General features: G+C 63.0%; 14 protein-coding genes and 1 pseudogene. 8 read left to right on the forward strand and 7 right to left on the reverse strand.

Annotated features, from left to right (window positions below; translation table 11 throughout):
- Window positions 1-102 precede the first annotated feature (102 nt).
- Both CKW22_RS28140 and CKW22_RS28145 read right to left on the reverse strand, forming a co-directional pair.
- Window positions 103-867, reverse strand: coding sequence for a methyl-accepting chemotaxis protein (locus CKW22_RS28140; RefSeq protein ID WP_371097681.1), 765 nt, complete (start codon window positions 865-867; stop codon window positions 103-105).
- 93 nt (window positions 868-960) lie between these two features.
- Window positions 961-1,977 (reverse strand): annotated as a pseudogene (locus CKW22_RS28145) (cache domain-containing protein); the annotation flags it as partial.
- Between the two features lie 167 nt (window positions 1,978-2,144).
- Between CKW22_RS28145 and CKW22_RS13030 the strand changes: the two are divergent.
- On the forward strand, window positions 2,145-3,620 hold the full coding sequence (locus CKW22_RS13030) for a helicase HerA-like domain-containing protein (protein WP_095064209.1): 1,476 nt from the start codon (window positions 2,145-2,147) through the stop codon (window positions 3,618-3,620).
- Window positions 3,621-3,672: 52 nt separating this feature from the next.
- Here the strand turns inward: CKW22_RS13030 and CKW22_RS13035 are convergent, their stop codons facing one another.
- Together CKW22_RS13035 and CKW22_RS13040 are read right to left on the reverse strand one after the other, a co-directional pair.
- Window positions 3,673-5,145, reverse strand: a complete 1,473-nt coding sequence (locus CKW22_RS13035; protein WP_033702766.1) for an inorganic phosphate transporter — start codon at window positions 5,143-5,145, stop codon at window positions 3,673-3,675.
- 314 nt (window positions 5,146-5,459) lie between these two features.
- A complete protein-coding gene (locus CKW22_RS13040) occupies window positions 5,460-5,660 on the reverse strand; it encodes a hypothetical protein (protein ID WP_033702765.1) in 201 nt (66 codons plus the stop codon).
- 533 nt (window positions 5,661-6,193) lie between these two features.
- Here CKW22_RS13040 and pcaR point away from each other — a divergent pair.
- The 7 genes from pcaR (at window position 6,194) to pcaC (ending at window position 14,170) form a co-directional block, all read left to right on the forward strand.
- Entirely contained in the window at window positions 6,194-7,069 is an 876-nt protein-coding gene (gene pcaR / locus CKW22_RS13050; protein ID WP_050506164.1) for a pca regulon transcriptional regulator PcaR, read from the forward strand.
- A gap of 325 nt (window positions 7,070-7,394) precedes the next feature.
- On the forward strand, window positions 7,395-8,741 hold the full coding sequence (locus tag CKW22_RS13055; RefSeq protein WP_033702764.1) for an MFS transporter: 1,347 nt from the start codon (window positions 7,395-7,397) through the stop codon (window positions 8,739-8,741).
- A 135-nt stretch (window positions 8,742-8,876) separates the two neighbouring features.
- On the forward strand, window positions 8,877-10,082 hold the full coding sequence (gene pcaF / locus CKW22_RS13060) for a 3-oxoadipyl-CoA thiolase (protein ID WP_177326516.1): 1,206 nt from the start codon (window positions 8,877-8,879) through the stop codon (window positions 10,080-10,082).
- 218 nt (window positions 10,083-10,300) lie between these two features.
- Window positions 10,301-11,590: an MFS family transporter gene (locus CKW22_RS13065; RefSeq protein WP_033702762.1), complete on the forward strand. Its 1,290-nt coding sequence runs from the start codon at window positions 10,301-10,303 to the stop codon at window positions 11,588-11,590.
- Between the two features lie 9 nt (window positions 11,591-11,599).
- Entirely contained in the window at window positions 11,600-12,964 is a 1,365-nt protein-coding gene (locus tag CKW22_RS13070; protein WP_033702761.1) for a 3-carboxy-cis,cis-muconate cycloisomerase, read from the forward strand.
- A gap of 11 nt (window positions 12,965-12,975) precedes the next feature.
- Window positions 12,976-13,767, forward strand: coding sequence for a 3-oxoadipate enol-lactonase (gene pcaD, locus CKW22_RS13075; RefSeq protein WP_095064210.1), 792 nt, complete (start codon window positions 12,976-12,978; stop codon window positions 13,765-13,767).
- Between the two features lie 10 nt (window positions 13,768-13,777).
- The gene (gene pcaC, locus CKW22_RS13080) at window positions 13,778-14,170 is read left to right on the forward strand and encodes a 4-carboxymuconolactone decarboxylase (RefSeq protein ID WP_047583944.1); all 393 of its coding nucleotides are present in this window, start codon (window positions 13,778-13,780) and stop codon (window positions 14,168-14,170) included.
- A gap of 125 nt (window positions 14,171-14,295) precedes the next feature.
- On the opposite strand, the gene CKW22_RS13085 is transcribed toward pcaC, so the two are convergent.
- The 3 genes from CKW22_RS13085 to CKW22_RS13095 form a co-directional block, all read right to left on the reverse strand.
- Window positions 14,296-14,808, reverse strand: a complete 513-nt coding sequence (locus tag CKW22_RS13085; RefSeq protein ID WP_095064211.1) for a DUF962 domain-containing protein — start codon at window positions 14,806-14,808, stop codon at window positions 14,296-14,298.
- Between the two features lie 75 nt (window positions 14,809-14,883).
- Entirely contained in the window at window positions 14,884-15,807 is a 924-nt protein-coding gene (locus CKW22_RS13090) for a LysR family transcriptional regulator (RefSeq protein WP_047583969.1), read from the reverse strand.
- 139 nt (window positions 15,808-15,946) lie between these two features.
- Window positions 15,947-17,200 (reverse strand): OprD family porin, encoded by a 1,254-nt coding sequence (locus CKW22_RS13095; protein ID WP_033702756.1) that lies wholly within the window; start codon window positions 17,198-17,200, stop codon window positions 15,947-15,949.
- Between the last annotated feature and the right edge of the window lie 8 nt (window positions 17,201-17,208).

The raw sequence follows: 17,208 nt of genomic DNA on the forward strand, positions 1-17,208 counted from the left end.
TTGACCTTTCAGAAGGATAGTTTGTTCGATCGAGGTTGGCTGGGGGTGAACCTGCTCCCATCAGGTTGCAGTGGGAGCGGGTTCACTCGCGAAGCAGGCGGGTCAGATGCGGAAGCTGCCAACCAGGTGTTTCAGGCGCGAAGCCTGTTGCTCCAGGTCCGAACAGGCGCGCAGGGTGGCCTGCAGGTTCTCCACGCCCTCCTGGTTGAGCATGTTGATCTCGTTGATGTCCATGTTGATCGCCTCGACCACGGCGGTCTGTTCTTCGGTGGCGGTGGCCACCGACTGGTTCATGCCGTCGATCTCGCCGATGCGCACGGTCACGCTGTCCAGGCGTTCGCCGGCCTGGTTGGCGATCTGCACGCTGTCCTGGCTATGGCGCTGGCTCTGGCCCATGGTGTCGACCGACTCGCGGGCACCAACCTGCAACTCTTCGATCATGGTCTGCACCTGCTGCGCCGACTCCTGGGTGCGGTGCGCGAGGTTGCGCACTTCGTCGGCGACCACGGCAAAGCCACGCCCCGCTTCACCGGCGCGGGCGGCTTCGATCGCCGCGTTCAAGGCCAGCAGGTTGGTCTGCTGGGAGATGCTGGTGATGACTTCGAGAATCTGGCCGATGTTGACGGTCTTGCTGTTGAGCGTCTCGATGTGCGCACTGGAGGTGACGATCAGGTCGGACAGCCGGTTCATCGCCGCAATGTTGCGTTCCACCACTTGCTGGCCTTCTTCGGCCAGCAAGCGGGCGGAGCTGGCATGTTGCGAAGCCTGGGCGGCGTTACCGGCGATTTCCTGGGCGGCGGCGCCCAGTTCGTTGATGGCGGCGGCGACGCTGTTGGTGCGGTTGGATTGCTCGTCGGAGTTGGTCATCGACGAGTTCGAGGCGCTGATCACGCGCAGGGCCACTTCATTGACCTGTTCGGTGGCCGACGACACTTCGCGGATCGAGCCGTGGATGCGCTCGACGAAGCGGTTGAAAGCGGTGCCCAGGATGCCGAACTCGTCGTGGTTGTGGATGCGCAGGCGTTTGGTCAGGTCACCTTCGCCTTCGGCGATGTCTTCCATGGCGCGGGTCATGGTCAGCAGCGGTTGCATCAGCACGCGAATCAGCAGGCCGAGCAGGCCGATGATGATGACCACCGCAACCAGCGTGGCGATCACCGCCGAGGTGCGGAAGGTGCTGAGCATGGAGAAGGCTTTGTCCTTGTCCACCGACAGGCCGATGTACCAGTTGGCCGACGGCAGGCCTTTGATCGGGGTGAAGGTCAGCAGGCGGGTCTGGCCCTGGGCCTGGACTTCTGTCAGCTCACCGGACAGCGTCGGTGTGTGCTGCGGGAACAGGTCCGACAGCGATTTCATCACCAGGTCCTTGTCCGGGTGAACCAGGATCTTGCCTTGGTCGTTGACCAGGAACGCGTAGCCCATGCCGCCGAAGTTCAGCGAGTTGATGATCTCGACCAGGCCATCGAGGGCCAGGTCGCCACCGACCACGCCCACGCTGTTGGAGACTTTGCTGAGGATGCCAATGACCATCTTGTTGGTGGTCATGTCGATGTACGGCTCGGTCAGGGTTGCACCGGAGGCGTTCATGCCGTCCTTGTACCAGGGGCGAGTACGTGGGTCGTAGCCGTCGGGCATCTTCGCGTCCGGGCGCACGCTGAAACCACCGTCGACCTTGCCCAGGTACACCGTGAGGAAGCTGGTGATCAGGGCATTTTGCCCCATCAGGGTTTCGGCGTCGTTGGGGGCCTGGGCAATGTTCTGTGCCAGGTTCTCTACCAGCTTGATACGGCCTTCGAACAGGTTGCGAATATTGGTCGAAGTGGACTCGCCCATTTCAGCCAGATAGTTCTCCAGGTCCTCCCTGATCGCATTACGCTGGAGATAATCGTTGTAGAGGGTGAAGAGGCTGAAGGCGAGCATCACGATCAGTGACGCGGCCACGAGAATCTTGTGGCTGAAACGAAGGCTTTTGTTCATGGTGTAATCGGTTCCGCTAAGGTTTTATCGGGCGTTCGCACGAATACATCTGCAAGACAGTGCAACATCCCGGGAAGTCCTAGTTGGGTTGTTACTGTGTTCTAGGCGAATATCACCCCGAGGTATCGGCCGATACGCGGCAAAGCTTGAGAAGAGGATGAAAGAAGATGTCAGATCCTTCGCAAATTGTTGTAGGAGCGGGCCTTGATGGCCAGCCTGTCCATCAAGCCATGCGCCTCGCCAACCGCCACGGCCTGGTCGCTGGGGCCACCGGCACCGGCAAGACCGTCACCTTGCAGCACCTTGCCGAAGTGTTCAGTGATGCCGGCGTGGCGGTGTTCGCGGCCGACGTCAAAGGCGACCTGTGTGGCCTGGGCGCGGCGGGCGCGGCGCAGGGCAAGGTGGCCGAGCGCATTGCCGGCATGCCGTGGTTGGGGCATGCACCGCAGGCTTACCCGGTGAGCTTGTGGGATATCGCCGGGGAGTCCGGCCACCCGTTGCGCACCACCCTCAGCGAAATGGGGCCGCTGCTGCTGGGCAACCTGCTTGAGCTGACCGACAGCCAGCAGGCGGCCTTGTATGCAGCGTTCAAGGTGGCGGACCGAGAAGGCTTGCTGTTGCTCGACCTCAAGGACCTCAAGGCGCTGCTTGCGCACCTGAAGGACAACCCGCAGATGCTGGGTGAAGACAGCGCGTTGATGACCAGCGCGTCCACCCAGGCCTTGCTGCGTCGCCTGGCGACCCTGGAACAGCAAGGCGCCGAGGCGCTGTTCGGTGAGCCTGCGTTGCAGCTCGAAGACTTGTTGCGCCCTGGCAGCGACGGCCGTGGGCGTATCCACTTGCTCGATGCCAGCCGGCTGGTGCATGAGGCACCGAAGGTGTATGCCACCTTCCTGCTGTGGCTGTTGGCGGAGTTGTTCGAACAGTTGCCCGAGCGCGGCGATGCCGACAAGCCGGTATTGGCGCTGTTCTTCGATGAAGCGCACTTGTTGTTCAATGGCACGTCCAAGGCGTTGCAGGACCGCCTGGAGCAGGTGGTCAGGCTGATTCGCTCCAAGGGCGTGGGCGTCTACTTCGTCACTCAGTCGCCGGGCGACCTGCCCGATGCGGTGCTGGCCCAGTTGGGCCTGCGTATCCAGCATGGGTTGCGTGCATTCACCGCCAAAGAGCAGAAGTCGCTGCGGGCCGTGGCCGATGGCTTTCGCCCCAACCCCGCGTTCGACAGCCTGGCGGTGCTGACCGAGCTGGGTATCGGTGAGGCCTTGGTGGGTACGCTGGAGGATAAGGGCACGCCCGCGATGGTGCAGCGGGTGCTGATCGCACCGCCGCAATCGCGCATTGGGCCACTGAGTGCCGCTGAGCGCAGTGCATTGATTGCTTCGTCGCCGCTGGTTGGGCGCTATGACAAGCCGGTTGACCGTGAGTCGGCCTACGAAATGCTCACCCAGCGCAAAGGCGAGCCTGTGGAGCCTGCACCCGTGCCTAAGGCCGATGAGGAGAGCTTTGCCGACAAGGCCGGTGACTTCTTGCAGAGTGCGGCAGGGCAGGCGATCAAGTCTGCGGTGCGCCAAGCGGCCAATCAGTTGGGGCGGCAGTTGGTGCGCGGGTTGATGGGGTCGTTGCTGGGTGGCAAGAAGCGCTAGTGAGGCGCATGAAAAAGGCGCCCGAAGGCGCCTTTTTCTACAGCGGTACCGCTCAGCCGATCGCCTTGGACGCCAGCCAGAACAGGCCAGCTGCCAAGCCCATCGAGGCTGGCAGGGTCAGTACCCAGGCCAGCAGGATGGTCTTCACGGTGCCGCCTTGCAGGCCGCTCTTGTTGGCGACCATGGTGCCGGCGACGCCGGATGACAACACATGGGTGGTCGATACCGGCAGGCTGAACACGTTGGCCATGCCGATGGCGCAGGCTGCGGTGATCTGCGCCGACATGCCTTGGGCATAGGTCATGCCCTGCTTGCCGATTTTCTCGCCAACCGTCAGTACCACGCGCTTCCAGCCGACCATGGTGCCCAGGCCCAGAGCCAGGGCAACGGCCACGATCACCCAGAACGGTGCATATTCAGTGGTGGCGGTGAGGTCTTTGCGCAGCTTCTCCAGGTCGGCCTTTTCACGGGCATCCAGGCCTGGCAGCTTGCCGACCTTTTTCGCTGTGTCATCCAGGCAGAGCAGGTAGCGGCGCACTTCAACGCGCTTGTCGGCTTCCAGGGTGTGGTAGTCGGTCACACCCTTGAGCGAAGCCTGCAGGGCCGCGATGGTCGGCTCGGTCTGCTGCGGGTTGCAGCTGAACTGCTCTGGCAGGTCGGTCGACTTGGCCTTGCCCAGTGCCAGGAACTCACCCAGGGTGGCGGCGTTGCGCTCGTAGAACTGGCTCATGTGCAAGGTGGCGTCGCGGGTGCGCTCGATCTGATAAGTGGTGCTGTTCAGGTCGAGTACGAACTTGGCCGGTACGATACCGATCAGCACCAGCATGATCAGGCCGATACCTTTCTGACCATCGTTGGAGCCGTGCACGAAGCTCACGCCCATGGCCGAAATCACCAGTACCAGGCGGTTCCAGAAGGGAGGGTGCTTCTTGTCGTCGAGCTTGCGACGCTGTTCGGGCGTCTTGTGCATCTTCGACAGCGGGCGCCACCATTTCAGGCCGAGCAGCACCAGCGCCGCGACGGCAAAGCCGGCCATTGGCGAGACCACCAGCGACATGGCGATGTCGATCGCCTTCTGCCAGTTGACGCCATCGCCCAGCGGGATGTCGTTGATCAGGGCATTGGCCAGGCCAACACCGAGGATCGAGCCGATCAGGGTGTGCGAGCTGGACGCAGGGATACCGAAGTACCAGGTGCCCAGGTTCCAGGTGATGGCCGCAGCCAGCAGCGAGAAGACCATGGCCAGGCCGTGTCCGGTGTTCACATTGATCAGCAGCTCTACCGGCAACAGGTGAACGATGGCATAGGCCACTCCGACACCACCGAGCAGAACGCCAAGGAAGTTGAACACGCCGGAGAAGAACACGGCGAGGTGCGGCGGCATGGCTTTGGTATAGATGACGGTAGCTACCGCGTTGGCGGTGTCATGAAAGCCATTGATGAACTCGAAGGCGAGTACGAAGGTCAAGGCGAGCAGCAGGCTCACCAACACCCAGGCATCCAGTCCGCTGAATAAATCGATCATGAAGGTTGTCTGGCGGTCATAGGGGGGCGCGATTATGCCAGAAAACCTTGGCAATCGATGCACCTGCGACAGACCGATGGCAGGTATCCAGGTGCGACCAGCAAGCGCAATACCGCGCTATCTGGCAAAGAACTGTCCGATAAAAAACGAGAAATATCACTAAAATCGGCAAATATCTGGAAAACGTGCGACGTGGCATTCATTCAAACGGTCGTATGAAATTTGTGTAATTCCATTTCATCTACGACCTCTGGGTAAAGATCGACCGCGCCCGGGCTTGCCGGGCGACGACGCGGATGGCGTGAACCTGGCGCTCAGGGCTTGTCGCTGCGCAGGTCCTTTTCCATTTTTTCCAGTTCCTGGTTGAACGCCTGGTCGCGCACGCTGGCACGCTTGCGCCACGGTTTGCGCTCCGGGTCCGGTTGAGCGGCGTACGTGGTGACTTCACCACCGTAAACATCCTTGTAACGTTCAGCCTGGCGCTCGAGCTCTGCGCGCAGTTCATCTTTCGTCACAGTAGTACCTGAGTAAGTTGAGTTAAGACTGTTGTTGTTTGCTGTACAGCGTACCCCTGTGCATACAAAGACGGCACATGGAAAGCTGCGGGGATGCCATACAGGGCCTGCACACACATGGGTTGAAGCGAAGTGCTGATTACAGCGGTGTGTTCCATTACCCCAGCATCGGGCATTCAACCAAATTGATTATAGCAACCGACCCTTCTTCGAACAGGGGTATTTATGCGGGCCTGACAATGCCGGTCGAAGTTGTCGGTTTCATTCGGCAATGTCTTACGACGTGCGTATAACTTTGAAGGGCGGCAAGGGCAAAAGTTCGTTGCCACGCACACGCGAGGAGGGGAAGTAAAAACGGCCTCGCACAGGGCGAGGCCGTTGCCTGGGACTTCTACGGTGGGTACCTGACCAGTCTCTCCAAAGAAGCCACAAGTGGCAGGAGAAAGGTATAAGCAAAAGTGTCAGCGGTCAATTGCGATTATCGGCCGTTCGTTCGATAATCGCACGAACCAGCGATTTTTTTGAGGTGAGCGATGAGCGACGAAACACCGGCCAACGAATCTGCCAACCCAGAGTCGGCACGCCCTGCCGCCCCCGCGCTGGCGCCGCCGATCGTGGCATCGCCGGCCAAGCGTATTCAGGCGTTTACCGGCGACCCGGACTTCATGACCTCGCTCGCCCGGGGGCTGGCGGTGATTCAGGCGTTCCAGGAGCGCAAGCGCCACCTGACCATCGCCCAGATCAGCCACCGCACCGAGATTCCTCGTGCGGCGGTACGCCGCTGCCTGCACACGCTGATCAAGCTGGGGTATGCGACGACCGACGGGCGCACCTATTCGCTGTTGCCCAAGGTGCTGACATTGGGCCATGCGTACCTTTCGTCGACGCCCTTGGCGATTTCCGCCCAGCCGTACCTGGACCGCATCAGTGACCAACTGCACGAGGCGGCCAACATGGCCACTCTTGAAGGCGACGACATCCTTTATATAGCCCGCTCGGCAACCGTGGAGCGGCTGATCTCGGTCGACCTGTCGGTAGGCGGGCGATTACCGGCGTATTGCACGTCGATGGGGCGTATCCTGCTGGCGGCGATGGATGACACCAGCCTGCGCGAGTACCTGGACCGGGCTGATCTCAAGGCGCGCACCAGCCGCACTTTGAATGATGCCGAATCGTTGTTTGCCTGCATCCAGCAAGTGCGTGCCCAGGGCTGGTGCGTAGTGGACCAGGAGCTGGAACAAGGGCTACGCTCCATTGCCGTGCCGATCTATGACGCGTCGGGGCAGGTGCTGGCAGCATTGAATGTCAGTACCCATGTCGGGCGGGTAACGCGTAGCGAGCTGGAACAGCGCTTCTTGCCGATCCTGTTGGCGGCCAGTCGGGATCTTTGCCACCAGTTGTTTGGTTGACGCGCGCAGGGGGCAACCCCCTGCATGCCCCATTATCGAACACGCCCGCCGTTTCCTGTTCGATAAACGCACAATGTCGCTCCCAGCGAATTGCGTCCGCCCCGTCTGCTGATTAATGTCTCTCGCAACGGTCGGCTGTGCCGACCGAACAAGAAAAACTCGAGAGGCACACACCATGACTGCTGTCCCATCGCTGCTGCGGCCGCACCCGCACGCAGTACTGTTGTATCCAGGCTGAAGCAGGCCACCATCATCCTATTACCCAACCCTGTACTTGCGCCCTGAGTGCAGTGGCATGGCTGTGCCCTAATTCTGGATAACAACAATGAACCAACCACACACCAACGTCGGCAGTTGCCTCGACGTTCAGTCGTTCATCAACGATCAGCCGCTGTCCCGCTATCAATGGCGGGTGGTGTTGCTGTGCTTTCTGATTGTCTTCCTCGATGGCCTGGATACGGCCGCCATGGGCTTCATCGCCCCGGCCCTGTCGCAGGAGTGGGGTATCGACCGCGCCAGCCTCGGCCCGGTCATGAGTGCCGCGTTGATCGGCATGGTGTTCGGTGCCTTGGGCTCTGGGCCGCTGGCCGACCGTTTCGGGCGCAAGGGCGTGCTGGTTGGCGCGGTGCTGGTGTTCGGCGGCTTCAGCCTGGCCTCAGCCTACGCGACCAATGTCGATCAGTTGCTGATCCTGCGCTTCTTGACCGGGCTCGGGCTGGGCGCGGGCATGCCCAATGCCACCACGCTGCTTTCCGAGTACACCCCTGAGCGCCTCAAGTCGCTGCTGGTGACCAGCATGTTCTGTGGTTTCAACCTGGGCATGGCTGGTGGTGGCTTCATTTCCGCGAAGATGATCCCGGCCTACGGTTGGCACAGCCTGCTGGTGATCGGTGGCGTGCTGCCGCTGCTGCTGGCGGTGGTGCTGATGGTCTGGCTGCCGGAGTCGGCGCGGTTCCTGGTGGTGCGTAACCGCGGCACGGACAAGGTGCGCAAGACCCTCGCGCCGATTGCGCCGCAGGTGGTGGCCCAGGCGGCCAGCTTCAGCGTGCCGGAGCAGAAGGCGGTGGCTGCGCGCAGCGTGTTTGCGGTGATCTTCTCCGGTACCTACGGGCTGGGCACCATGCTGTTGTGGCTGACCTATTTCATGGGCTTGGTGATTGTCTACCTGCTGACCAGCTGGCTGCCGACGCTGATGCGTGACAGTGGTGCCAGCATGGAAGAGGCGGCCTTCATCGGCGCGTTGTTCCAGTTCGGTGGCGTGCTGAGTGCGGTGGGCGTGGGCTGGGCCATGGACCGCTTCAACCCGCACAAGGTCATCGGCATTTTCTACCTGCTGGCCGGGGTATTCGCCTACGCCGTTGGGCAGAGCCTGGGCAACATCACCTTGCTCGCCACCTTGGTGCTGATCGCAGGCATGTGCGTCAACGGCGCCCAGTCGGCGATGCCGTCGTTGGCAGCACGCTTTTACCCAACCCAAGGGCGTGCCACGGGCGTCTCGTGGATGCTGGGCATCGGCCGCTTTGGCGCAATTCTCGGCGCCTGGAGTGGGGCGACGCTGCTGGGCCTGGGCTGGAACTTCGAGCAGGTGCTGACGGCATTGCTGGTGCCGGCTGCATTGGCAACGGTGGGGGTGATTGTGAAAGGGATGGTCAGCCACGCGGACGCGACCTGAGCAGCGCTGGAAAGTGGAGGGTCAGGGTGACAAATAGTTCGATAATCGCACGGATAGTCGATTATCGGATTGTCACCGACCTGCCAGCCTCCTTAATCTGAACTCACTGATGCACCCTGACCAGGAGTCTCCAAAATCATGCGTGACGTATTTATCTGTGATGCCATCCGCACCCCGATCGGGCGCTTCGGCGGCGCCCTGGCCGGCGTGCGCGCCGATGACCTGGCGGCTGTGCCGCTGAAGGCGCTGATCGAGCGCAACCCGTCGGTGCAGTGGGACCAAGTCGACGAAGTGTTCTTCGGTTGCGCCAACCAGGCTGGCGAAGATAACCGCAACGTGGCGCGCATGGCGCTGCTGTTGGCAGGCCTGCCCGAGAGCATCCCAGGCGTGACCCTCAACCGCCTGTGCGCATCGGGCATGGATGCCATCGGCACGGCGTTCCGCGCCATCGCCAGTGGCGAAATGGAGCTGGCCATCGCCGGTGGTGTCGAGTCGATGTCGCGTGCGCCTTTTGTCATGGGCAAGGCCGAGAGCGGTTACTCGCGCAACATGAAGCTTGAGGACACCACCATTGGCTGGCGCTTCATCAACCCGTTGATGAAAAGCCAGTATGGCGTGGACTCGATGCCGGAAACTGCCGACAACGTTGCCGACGATTACCAGGTCTCCCGCGCTGACCAGGATGCCTTTGCCGTGCGCAGCCAGCAGAAGGCCGCAGCGGCCCAGGCAGCTGGGTTCTTTGCCGAAGAGATCGTGCCGGTGCGCATTGCCCACAAGAAGGGCGAGACCGTGGTCGAGCGCGACGAGCACCTGCGCCCGGAAACCACCCTTGAAGCCTTGACCAAGCTCAAACCGGTCAATGGCCCGGACAAGACGGTCACCGCTGGCAACGCGTCGGGCGTCAACGATGGCGCGGCGGCGTTGATTCTGGCCTCGGCCGAGGCGGTAAAAAAACATGGCCTGACCCCACGCGCCCGGGTACTGGGCATGGCCAGCGCCGGTGTGGCGCCACGGGTGATGGGCATCGGCCCGGTACCGGCGGTGCGCAAGCTGACCGAGCGCCTGGGCGTGGCGGTGGCTGATTTCGATGTGATCGAGCTCAACGAGGCGTTTGCCAGCCAGGGCCTGGCGGTGCTGCGCGAGCTGGGTGTGGCGGACGATGCGCCGCAGGTGAACCCTAATGGCGGCGCGATTGCCCTAGGCCACCCGCTGGGCATGAGCGGTGCGCGTTTGGTGCTGACGGCGCTGCATCAGTTGGAGAAGAGTGGCGGACGTAAAGGCCTGGCCACCATGTGCGTGGGCGTGGGCCAAGGTTTGGCGCTGGCTATCGAACGAGTTTGACCACTACCGGCCTCTTCGTGGGGCAAGTCGGATCGCCGCACCGCTGCCCCCACGGCGGACCACGCATTCTCTGTGGGAGCGGCGGTGCAGCGATTCGATTTGCCCCGCGAAGAGGCCGGTACTGTAAGACACAAGGCCAATTGCCAGCCTGCGAGCGGAACGAGTGTGTTACTAGGTATGTCTAGACTTACCTAGGACCCTCCAGGAGTAAAACCACCATGACCTCAACCTATTACACCGGCGAAGAGCGCAGCAAGCGCATCTTCGCTATCGTCGGTGCCTCTTCGGGCAACCTGGTGGAATGGTTCGACTTCTACGTCTACGCCTTCTGCGCGATCTACTTCGCCCCGGCCTTCTTCCCCTCCGACGACCCCACCGTACAGTTGCTCAACACCGCCGGCGTGTTTGCCGCGGGCTTCCTGATGCGCCCCATCGGTGGCTGGATCTTCGGCCGCCTGGCCGACCGCCATGGCCGCAAGAACTCGCTGATGATCTCGGTGCTGATGATGTGCGCCGGGTCCTTGATGATCGCCTGCCTGCCCACCTACGCCAGCATTGGTACCTGGGCACCCGCGCTGCTGTTGCTCGCCCGCCTGATCCAGGGCCTTTCGGTGGGTGGCGAGTACGGCACCACCGCCACTTACATGAGCGAAGTGGCGCTGCGCGGCCAGCGCGGCTTCTTCGCCTCGTTCCAGTACGTGACCTTGATCGGCGGCCAGTTGCTGGCCGTGCTGGTGGTGGTGATCCTGCAGCAACTGCTGACAGAGGACGAGTTGCGTGCCTGGGGCTGGCGCATTCCGTTCGTGGTCGGCGCCGTGGCCGCACTGATCTCGCTGATGCTGCGCCGCTCGCTGCACGAAACCAGCAATGCCGAAACCCGCAATGACAAAGATGCCGGTTCGATCAGCGGGCTGTTCCGCAACCACACCGCAGCGTTCATCACCGTGCTGGGTTACACCGCGGGCGGGTCGCTGATTTTCTACACCTTCACCACCTACATGCAGAAGTACCTGGTCAATACGGCCGGCATGAACGCCAAGAACGCCAGCTACGTGATGACCGGCGCGCTGTTCCTGTTCATGATCCTGCAGCCGTTCTTCGGCATGTTGTCCGACCGGATTGGCCGGCGTAATTCCATGCTGCTGTTCGGCGCCTTGGGCACGCTGTTCACCGTGCCCCTGCTGATGGCGCTGAAGACCGTGACCAGCCCGTTCCTGGCCTTCGTGCTGATCAGCCTGGCCTTGTGTATCGTCAGTTTCTACACCTCGATCAGCGGCCTGGTAAAAGCGGAGATGTTCCCGCCGCAGGTGCGCGCGCTGGGTGTCGGCCTGGCCTATGCAGTGGCCAACGCGATGTTCGGGGGGTCAGCCGAATACGTGGCGCTGGGCCTGAAGACGCTGGGCATGGAAAACACCTTTTACTGGTACGTGACGGGCATGATGGCGATAGCCTTCCTGTTCAGCCTGCGCCTGCCGAAGCAGGCCGCGTACCTGCACCATGACGATTAAGGACCTGCAATGACGTACCGTGCGGACAACCAGCTGTTCGATGCCTACTTCACCGCGCCGGCCATGCGCGAGATCTTCTCCGACCGCGGCCGCCTGCAGGGCATGCTCGATTTCGAGGCTGCCCTGGCCCGCGCCGAAGCGGCCGCCGGGCTGGTGCCGCACAGCGCGGTGGCGGCCATCGAGGCCGCCTGCAAGGCCGAGCGCTACGACACCCGCGCCCTGGCGGATGCCATCGCCAGCGCTGGCAACTCGGCCATCCCACTGGTGAAGGCGCTGGGCAAGGTGATCGCCAGCGGCGTACCCGAGGCCGAGCGCTATGTGCACCTGGGCGCCACCAGCCAGGACGCCATGGACACCGGGCTGGTACTGCAACTGCGCGATGCCCTCGACCTCATCGAAGCGGACCTTGGCCAACTGGCCGAGACCTTGTCGCGCCAGGCCTTGCAGCATGCCGATACGCCCCTGGTGGGGCGCACCTGGCTGCAGCACGCCACGCCGGTCACCCTGGGCATGAAGCTGGCCAGTGTGCTGGGCGCGCTGACCCGCCATCGCCAACGCCTGCAGGAGCTGCGCCCGCGCCTGCTGTGCCTGCAGTTTGGCGGTGCTTCGGGCAGCCTGGCGGCATTGGGCAGCAAGGCCATGCCGGTAGCCGAGGGCTTGGCCGAGCAGCTCAAGCTGCACTTGCCTGAGCAGCCTTGGCACACCCAGCGCGACCGCCTGGTGGAATTTGCCTCGGTATTGGGCCTGATCGCCGGCAGCCTGGGCAAATTCGGCCGCGATATCAGCCTGCTGATGCAGACCGAGACGGGCGAGGTGTTCGAGCCTTCCGCGCCGGGCAAAGGTGGCTCGTCAACCATGCCGCACAAGCGCAACCCGGTGGGCGCCGCCGTGCTGATCGGTGCCGCCACCCGTGTGCCTGGCCTGGTGTCGACGCTGTTTGCCGCCATGCCTCAAGAACATGAACGCAGCCTCGGCCTGTGGCATGCCGAATGGGAAACCCTGCCGGATATCTGCTGCCTGGTGTCTGGCGCCCTGCGCCAGGCCCAGGTGATCGCCGAAGGCATGCAGGTGGACGCCGAGCGCATGCGCCGCAACCTCGACCTGACCCAGGGCCTGGTGCTGGCCGAAGCCGTCAGCATCGTCCTGGCCCAGCGCCTGGGCCGTGACCGCGCCCACCATCTGCTCGAGCAGTGCTGCCAGCGTGCCGTCGCCGAGCAGCGCCACCTGCGCGCGGTGCTTGGTGACGAGCCGCACGTCAGCGCCGAACTGTCGGCGGAAGAACTCGATCGTTTGCTCGACCCTGCCCATTACCTCGGCCAGGCCCGCGTCTGGGTGGCGCGCGCCGTGGCTGAACATCAACGTTTCACTGCCTGAAGGAGACTGCTGTGGCGCATTTGCAACTGGCCGATGGCGTACTGAACTATCAAATCGATGGCCCGGCGGATGCTCCGGTGCTGGTGTTGTCCAATTCCTTGGGTACCGATCTGGGTATGTGGGACACGCAGATTCCGCTGTGGAGCGAGCACTTGCGCGTGTTGCGTTATGACACCCGCGGCCATGGCGCCTCGCTGGTCACCGCAGGCCCTTACAGCATCGAGCAATTGGGCCGCGATGTGCTTGCCCTGCTCGATGGCCTGGACATCCAGAAAGCGCACTTCGTCGGGCTGTCGATGGGCGGCCTGATCGGCCAGTGGCTGGGGATCAACGCAGGCGAGCGCCTGCACAGCCTTACCCTGTGCAACACCGCGGCCAAGATCGGCAGTGACGAGGTCTGGAACCCGCGCATCGACACCGTGCTCAAGGGCGGCCAGCAGGCCATGTTTGCCCTGCGCGATGCCTCCATTGCGCGCTGGTTTACCCCAGGCTTCGCCCAGACGCAGCCCGAGCAGGCCCAGCGTATCTGCCAGATGCTGGCGCAGACCACGCCTGAGGGCTATGCAGCCAACTGCGCTGCGGTGCGCGACGCCGACTACCGCGAGCACGTGCAGCGTATCCAGGTGCCGACCTTGATCGTTGCCGGTACCGAAGACGTGGTGACCACCCCTGAGCATGGCCGCTTCATGCAGGCTGCCATCCAGGGCGCCGACTATGTCGACTTCCCGGCTGCGCACCTGTCCAACGTCGAGATTGGCGAGCGCTTCAGCCGCCGAGTGCTCGACTTCCTGCTGGCTCACTGAGGATAACGCCATGGATGAGAAACAACGCTACGACGCAGGCATGCAGGTGCGCCGCGCGGTGCTTGGCGATGCGCACGTGGACCGCAGCCTGGAGAAGCTCAACGACTTCAATGGCGAGTTCCAGGAGATGATCACCCGCCATGCCTGGGGTGATATCTGGACTCGCCCCGGCCTGCCGCGTCACACCCGCAGCCTGATCACCATCGCCATGCTGATCGGCATGAACCGCAACGACGAGCTCAAGCTGCACCTGCGGGCCGCTGCCAACAACGGCGTGACCCGTGACGAGATCAAGGAAGTGCTGATGCAGAGCGCGATCTACTGCGGCATCCCGGCGGCCAACGCCACCTTCCACCTGGCGGAATCGGTGTGGGATGAGCTGGGCGTCGAGTCGCGCTCTTAAGCCTCACGGGCTCTTGGTAGGAGCGGCCTTGCGTCGCGAAAGGGGCGCGCAGCGGCCCCGGATATGTGCGGCGACGCTGAAATCGAGGGGCCGCTGCGCAGCCCTTTCGCGACGCAAGGCCGCTCCTACGACGACCGCAGGGCCACTGGGCCGGCATTGGCCTCTACGGCTTGCTTGAGCGCTGGGCACAACCCCAGCATGAATGCCGCTTCCGCCACCACGAACAGGGGCCCGATGATCAGCCCGCTGATATCGTCGACGAACGCCGGCTTGCGGCCTTCGTAATAGTGGCCGACGAACTGGATGATCCAGCCCACCACGAACGCCCCCAGCCCCGCACCGAGCCACAGCCCGGTGCTTTGTACCGCCAGTACCTGGCCAAGCCACAGGCACAGACCCAGCAGCAGCCCCATGACCAGCCCGAAGCGCAGGTCCAGGCGCAGGTAGAACCACACCGAAACCGCCGCCGCGAGCAGGGCAGGGGATAGCCAGATACCGGCAACGTCCCAGCCTGGGCGCGACAGCAGGTTGGTCACGGCCAGCACGATCAGTGGGATGCCGACGAAATGAGTGGCGATGTTGCGTGGGTCGCGGTGGTAGTTGGCGTATTGGCTCAGGTGTTCGACGAGGTTTTTCATTGTTGTGCCTCCCTGTTTTGCCGGTACAGGCCCCCATATAGCTCAGGATAGCCCGCACGCACCATCTTCATCATTTCAGCGAATGGCGGCACTGCGCAGGGGCGCATCCAGCCCCACCAGCGTCTCGATCATGGCCCGCGCCGCCGGCGACAAGCGATAGCCGCTGCGGCTGACCACGCCACAGCGCACGCTGAGCACTTCCAGTGCCGGCGGCAGGTTGCGCCAGTGCAGGCGCACCAGGCGCCCGGCGGCCAGGTCTTCGGCAACGGCTTCCTCGCTGGCGGTGCCGATTGCATCACTGGCCTGCACCACGCTGCGCAACACCGCCAGGTGCTCGGTCTGCAGGTGTGGGGTGAAGTCGCTGCGCCCGCTCAGGTTGGCCAGGCGCTTGCGCACGCCAGGTGCAAGCAGGGCGCTGGCCAGCGGGTAGGTGAACAGGTCGTTGGTCGACAGGCTGTCCTTGGCCAGCAAGGGGTGGCCGGGGCGGCAGAAAAACAGGCCGGGCCGTGGCGACAGTGGCTCGGTATGGAAGTTGGGGTCGGCCTCGAAGGGGCGGATGTCGTCGACGAAAAACTCGATCTGCTCACGGCGCAGTGCCTGGCCAAGGCGTTCGGCATTGTCCACCAGCAACGCGGTGCGGATCCCCGGGTGGCTGTCGATGAAGTGGCGCAAGGCTTCGGGGACCAGGCGCACGGCCAGGGCCGGGCCGCTGCCAAAGTGCAACTCTCCGGCATCGAGCTTGGTCATCTGCAGCACTTCGTTGCTCAGTTGCGCGGCACCTTGTACCAGGCGGCGGGCGTGCTGCAGTACCACCAAGCCTTCAGGGGTGGGCGGCAGCGCTTTGCTGGCACGGTCGACCAAGGGGCAGCCGAAGGTTTGTTCCAGGCCCTGGATGGCGCGGCTGAAGGCAGGCTGGGTGATGCCCATGGCCTCGGCGGCGCGGACGAAACTGCGGTACTCGTTGAGTGCAATGAAATAGCGCAGTTGACGAAGGTCCATGGTGAGGCTCTAGGGCGGGGAACAGACGTCGATTTAAGCGGTTACCGCATATGTCGTCAAAGATGGTTTATTTCGTTAGTTATTCTTTTTTGTTATTTAAACCCTCGTCACGGGTTTGACTGCGACGAGGGTGGCCAGATCACAGCAGATTCAACGGGTAACTCACAATCAGTCGGTTCTCATCGAACGCATTGGTGCTGAAATCCCGGCGCATGGTGGAGTTGCGCCACTTCACCGACAGGTCCTTGAACGACCCCGACTGCACCACGTAGGCCAACTCGGTCTCCCGTGCCCATTCCTTGCCATCGTCGACGCCACCCGCCGTCACGTTGTCACCCTTGATATAGCGGTTCATCAAGGTCAGCCCCGGTACCCCGACGGTGGCGAAGTTGAAGTCATGGCGCACCTGCCAGGAACGCTCCTTGGCATTGTCGAAGCTGGCGTTGTAGCTGTCGTTGGCCAAGGTGCCGCCGCTGGTGCCGTTGACCCGCAGCCAGGCGTCATCGCCACTGACCTTTTGCAGGCCGACGTAGAAGGTATGGCCTTGGTAGCGTGCCGAAAGCAGTGCCGAGGCGGTGCGGTTATCCAGTTCCCCAGCGCGCTCGGCGCCGTCTTCCTTGCCGATGAAGTAGCCGAGGTTGGCGCCCAGGGTCCAGTCGCCCAGTGGCTGGCTGTGTACCAGGTTGAGGTACTGCTGGCGGTAGATGTCCTTGAGTTGGGCATCCCACAGCCCAATCATCGTGCGCTTGTCGTTGAAGGTGTATTCACCGCCGCCGAAGTTGAAGCGGTCCGAGGTGAAGGCTGCACGGCCATTGAGCGACATGTCTTCCATGCTGGCGTCGTTGCGTGGGCTGTTGCCGCGGAACTGGCCGGCGTACAGGGTCAGGCCGTCGATTTCCTTGGAGGTGAGCTGGCCGCCGCGGAAGGTCTGTGGCAGCGAGCGGCCATCGTCCGAACGCAGGATCGGCAGCACTGGCATCCATTCGCCGACCTTCAGTTCGGTCTGCGAGAGCTTGGCTTTCAGGGCCACGCCCAGGCGGCCGAAATCGTCTGCGGGACGGCCGTCATCGTGCACCGGCAACAGGTGGGTGTTGGTGGTGCCTCTGCCGCCATCGAGCTTGACCGAGTACATGCCCAACACATCCACGCCGAAACCCACGGTGCCCTGGGTGAAGCCGGAGCGGGCATCGAGGATGAAGCTCTGGGTCCATTCCTCGGCCTTGCTCTGGGGGTGGGCTGGGTCGACGAAGTTGCGGTTGATGTAGAAGTTGCGCAGGTTGAGGGTGGCCTTGGCGTCTTCCATGAAGCCGCCGTCCGCAGCAAACGCGGGGAGGGTGCAGGACATGGCCAACAGGCCGGGCAGCAGCTGGCGTGCGGTATGCGAAGTGCTCATCTGTCGTG

The organism is Pseudomonas sp. Irchel s3f19, assembly GCF_900187555.1.
GTDB classification, from domain to species: domain Bacteria; phylum Pseudomonadota; class Gammaproteobacteria; order Pseudomonadales; family Pseudomonadaceae; genus Aquipseudomonas; species Aquipseudomonas capeferrum.

What these genes read in the sequence shown, in the direction of transcription:
- CKW22_RS28140 (WP_371097681.1), bottom strand. Translation starts at nt 867, where the DNA reads ATGACCAACTCCGACGAGCAATCCAACCGCACCAACAGCGTCGCCGCC.
- CKW22_RS13030 (WP_095064209.1), top strand. Translation starts at nt 2,145, where the DNA reads ATGTCAGATCCTTCGCAAATTGTTGTAGGAGCGGGCCTTGATGGCCAG.
- CKW22_RS13035 (WP_033702766.1), bottom strand. Translation starts at nt 5,145, where the DNA reads ATGATCGATTTATTCAGCGGACTGGATGCCTGGGTGTTGGTGAGCCTG.
- pcaR (WP_050506164.1), top strand. Translation starts at nt 6,194, where the DNA reads ATGAGCGACGAAACACCGGCCAACGAATCTGCCAACCCAGAGTCGGCA.
- CKW22_RS13055 (WP_033702764.1), top strand. Translation starts at nt 7,395, where the DNA reads ATGAACCAACCACACACCAACGTCGGCAGTTGCCTCGACGTTCAGTCG.
- CKW22_RS13065 (WP_033702762.1), top strand. Translation starts at nt 10,301, where the DNA reads ATGACCTCAACCTATTACACCGGCGAAGAGCGCAGCAAGCGCATCTTC.
- CKW22_RS13070 (WP_033702761.1), top strand. Translation starts at nt 11,600, where the DNA reads ATGACGTACCGTGCGGACAACCAGCTGTTCGATGCCTACTTCACCGCG.
- pcaC (WP_047583944.1), top strand. Translation starts at nt 13,778, where the DNA reads ATGGATGAGAAACAACGCTACGACGCAGGCATGCAGGTGCGCCGCGCG.
- CKW22_RS13085 (WP_095064211.1), bottom strand. Translation starts at nt 14,808, where the DNA reads ATGAAAAACCTCGTCGAACACCTGAGCCAATACGCCAACTACCACCGC.
- CKW22_RS13090 (WP_047583969.1), bottom strand. Translation starts at nt 15,807, where the DNA reads ATGGACCTTCGTCAACTGCGCTATTTCATTGCACTCAACGAGTACCGC.
- CKW22_RS13095 (WP_033702756.1), bottom strand. Translation starts at nt 17,200, where the DNA reads ATGAGCACTTCGCATACCGCACGCCAGCTGCTGCCCGGCCTGTTGGCC.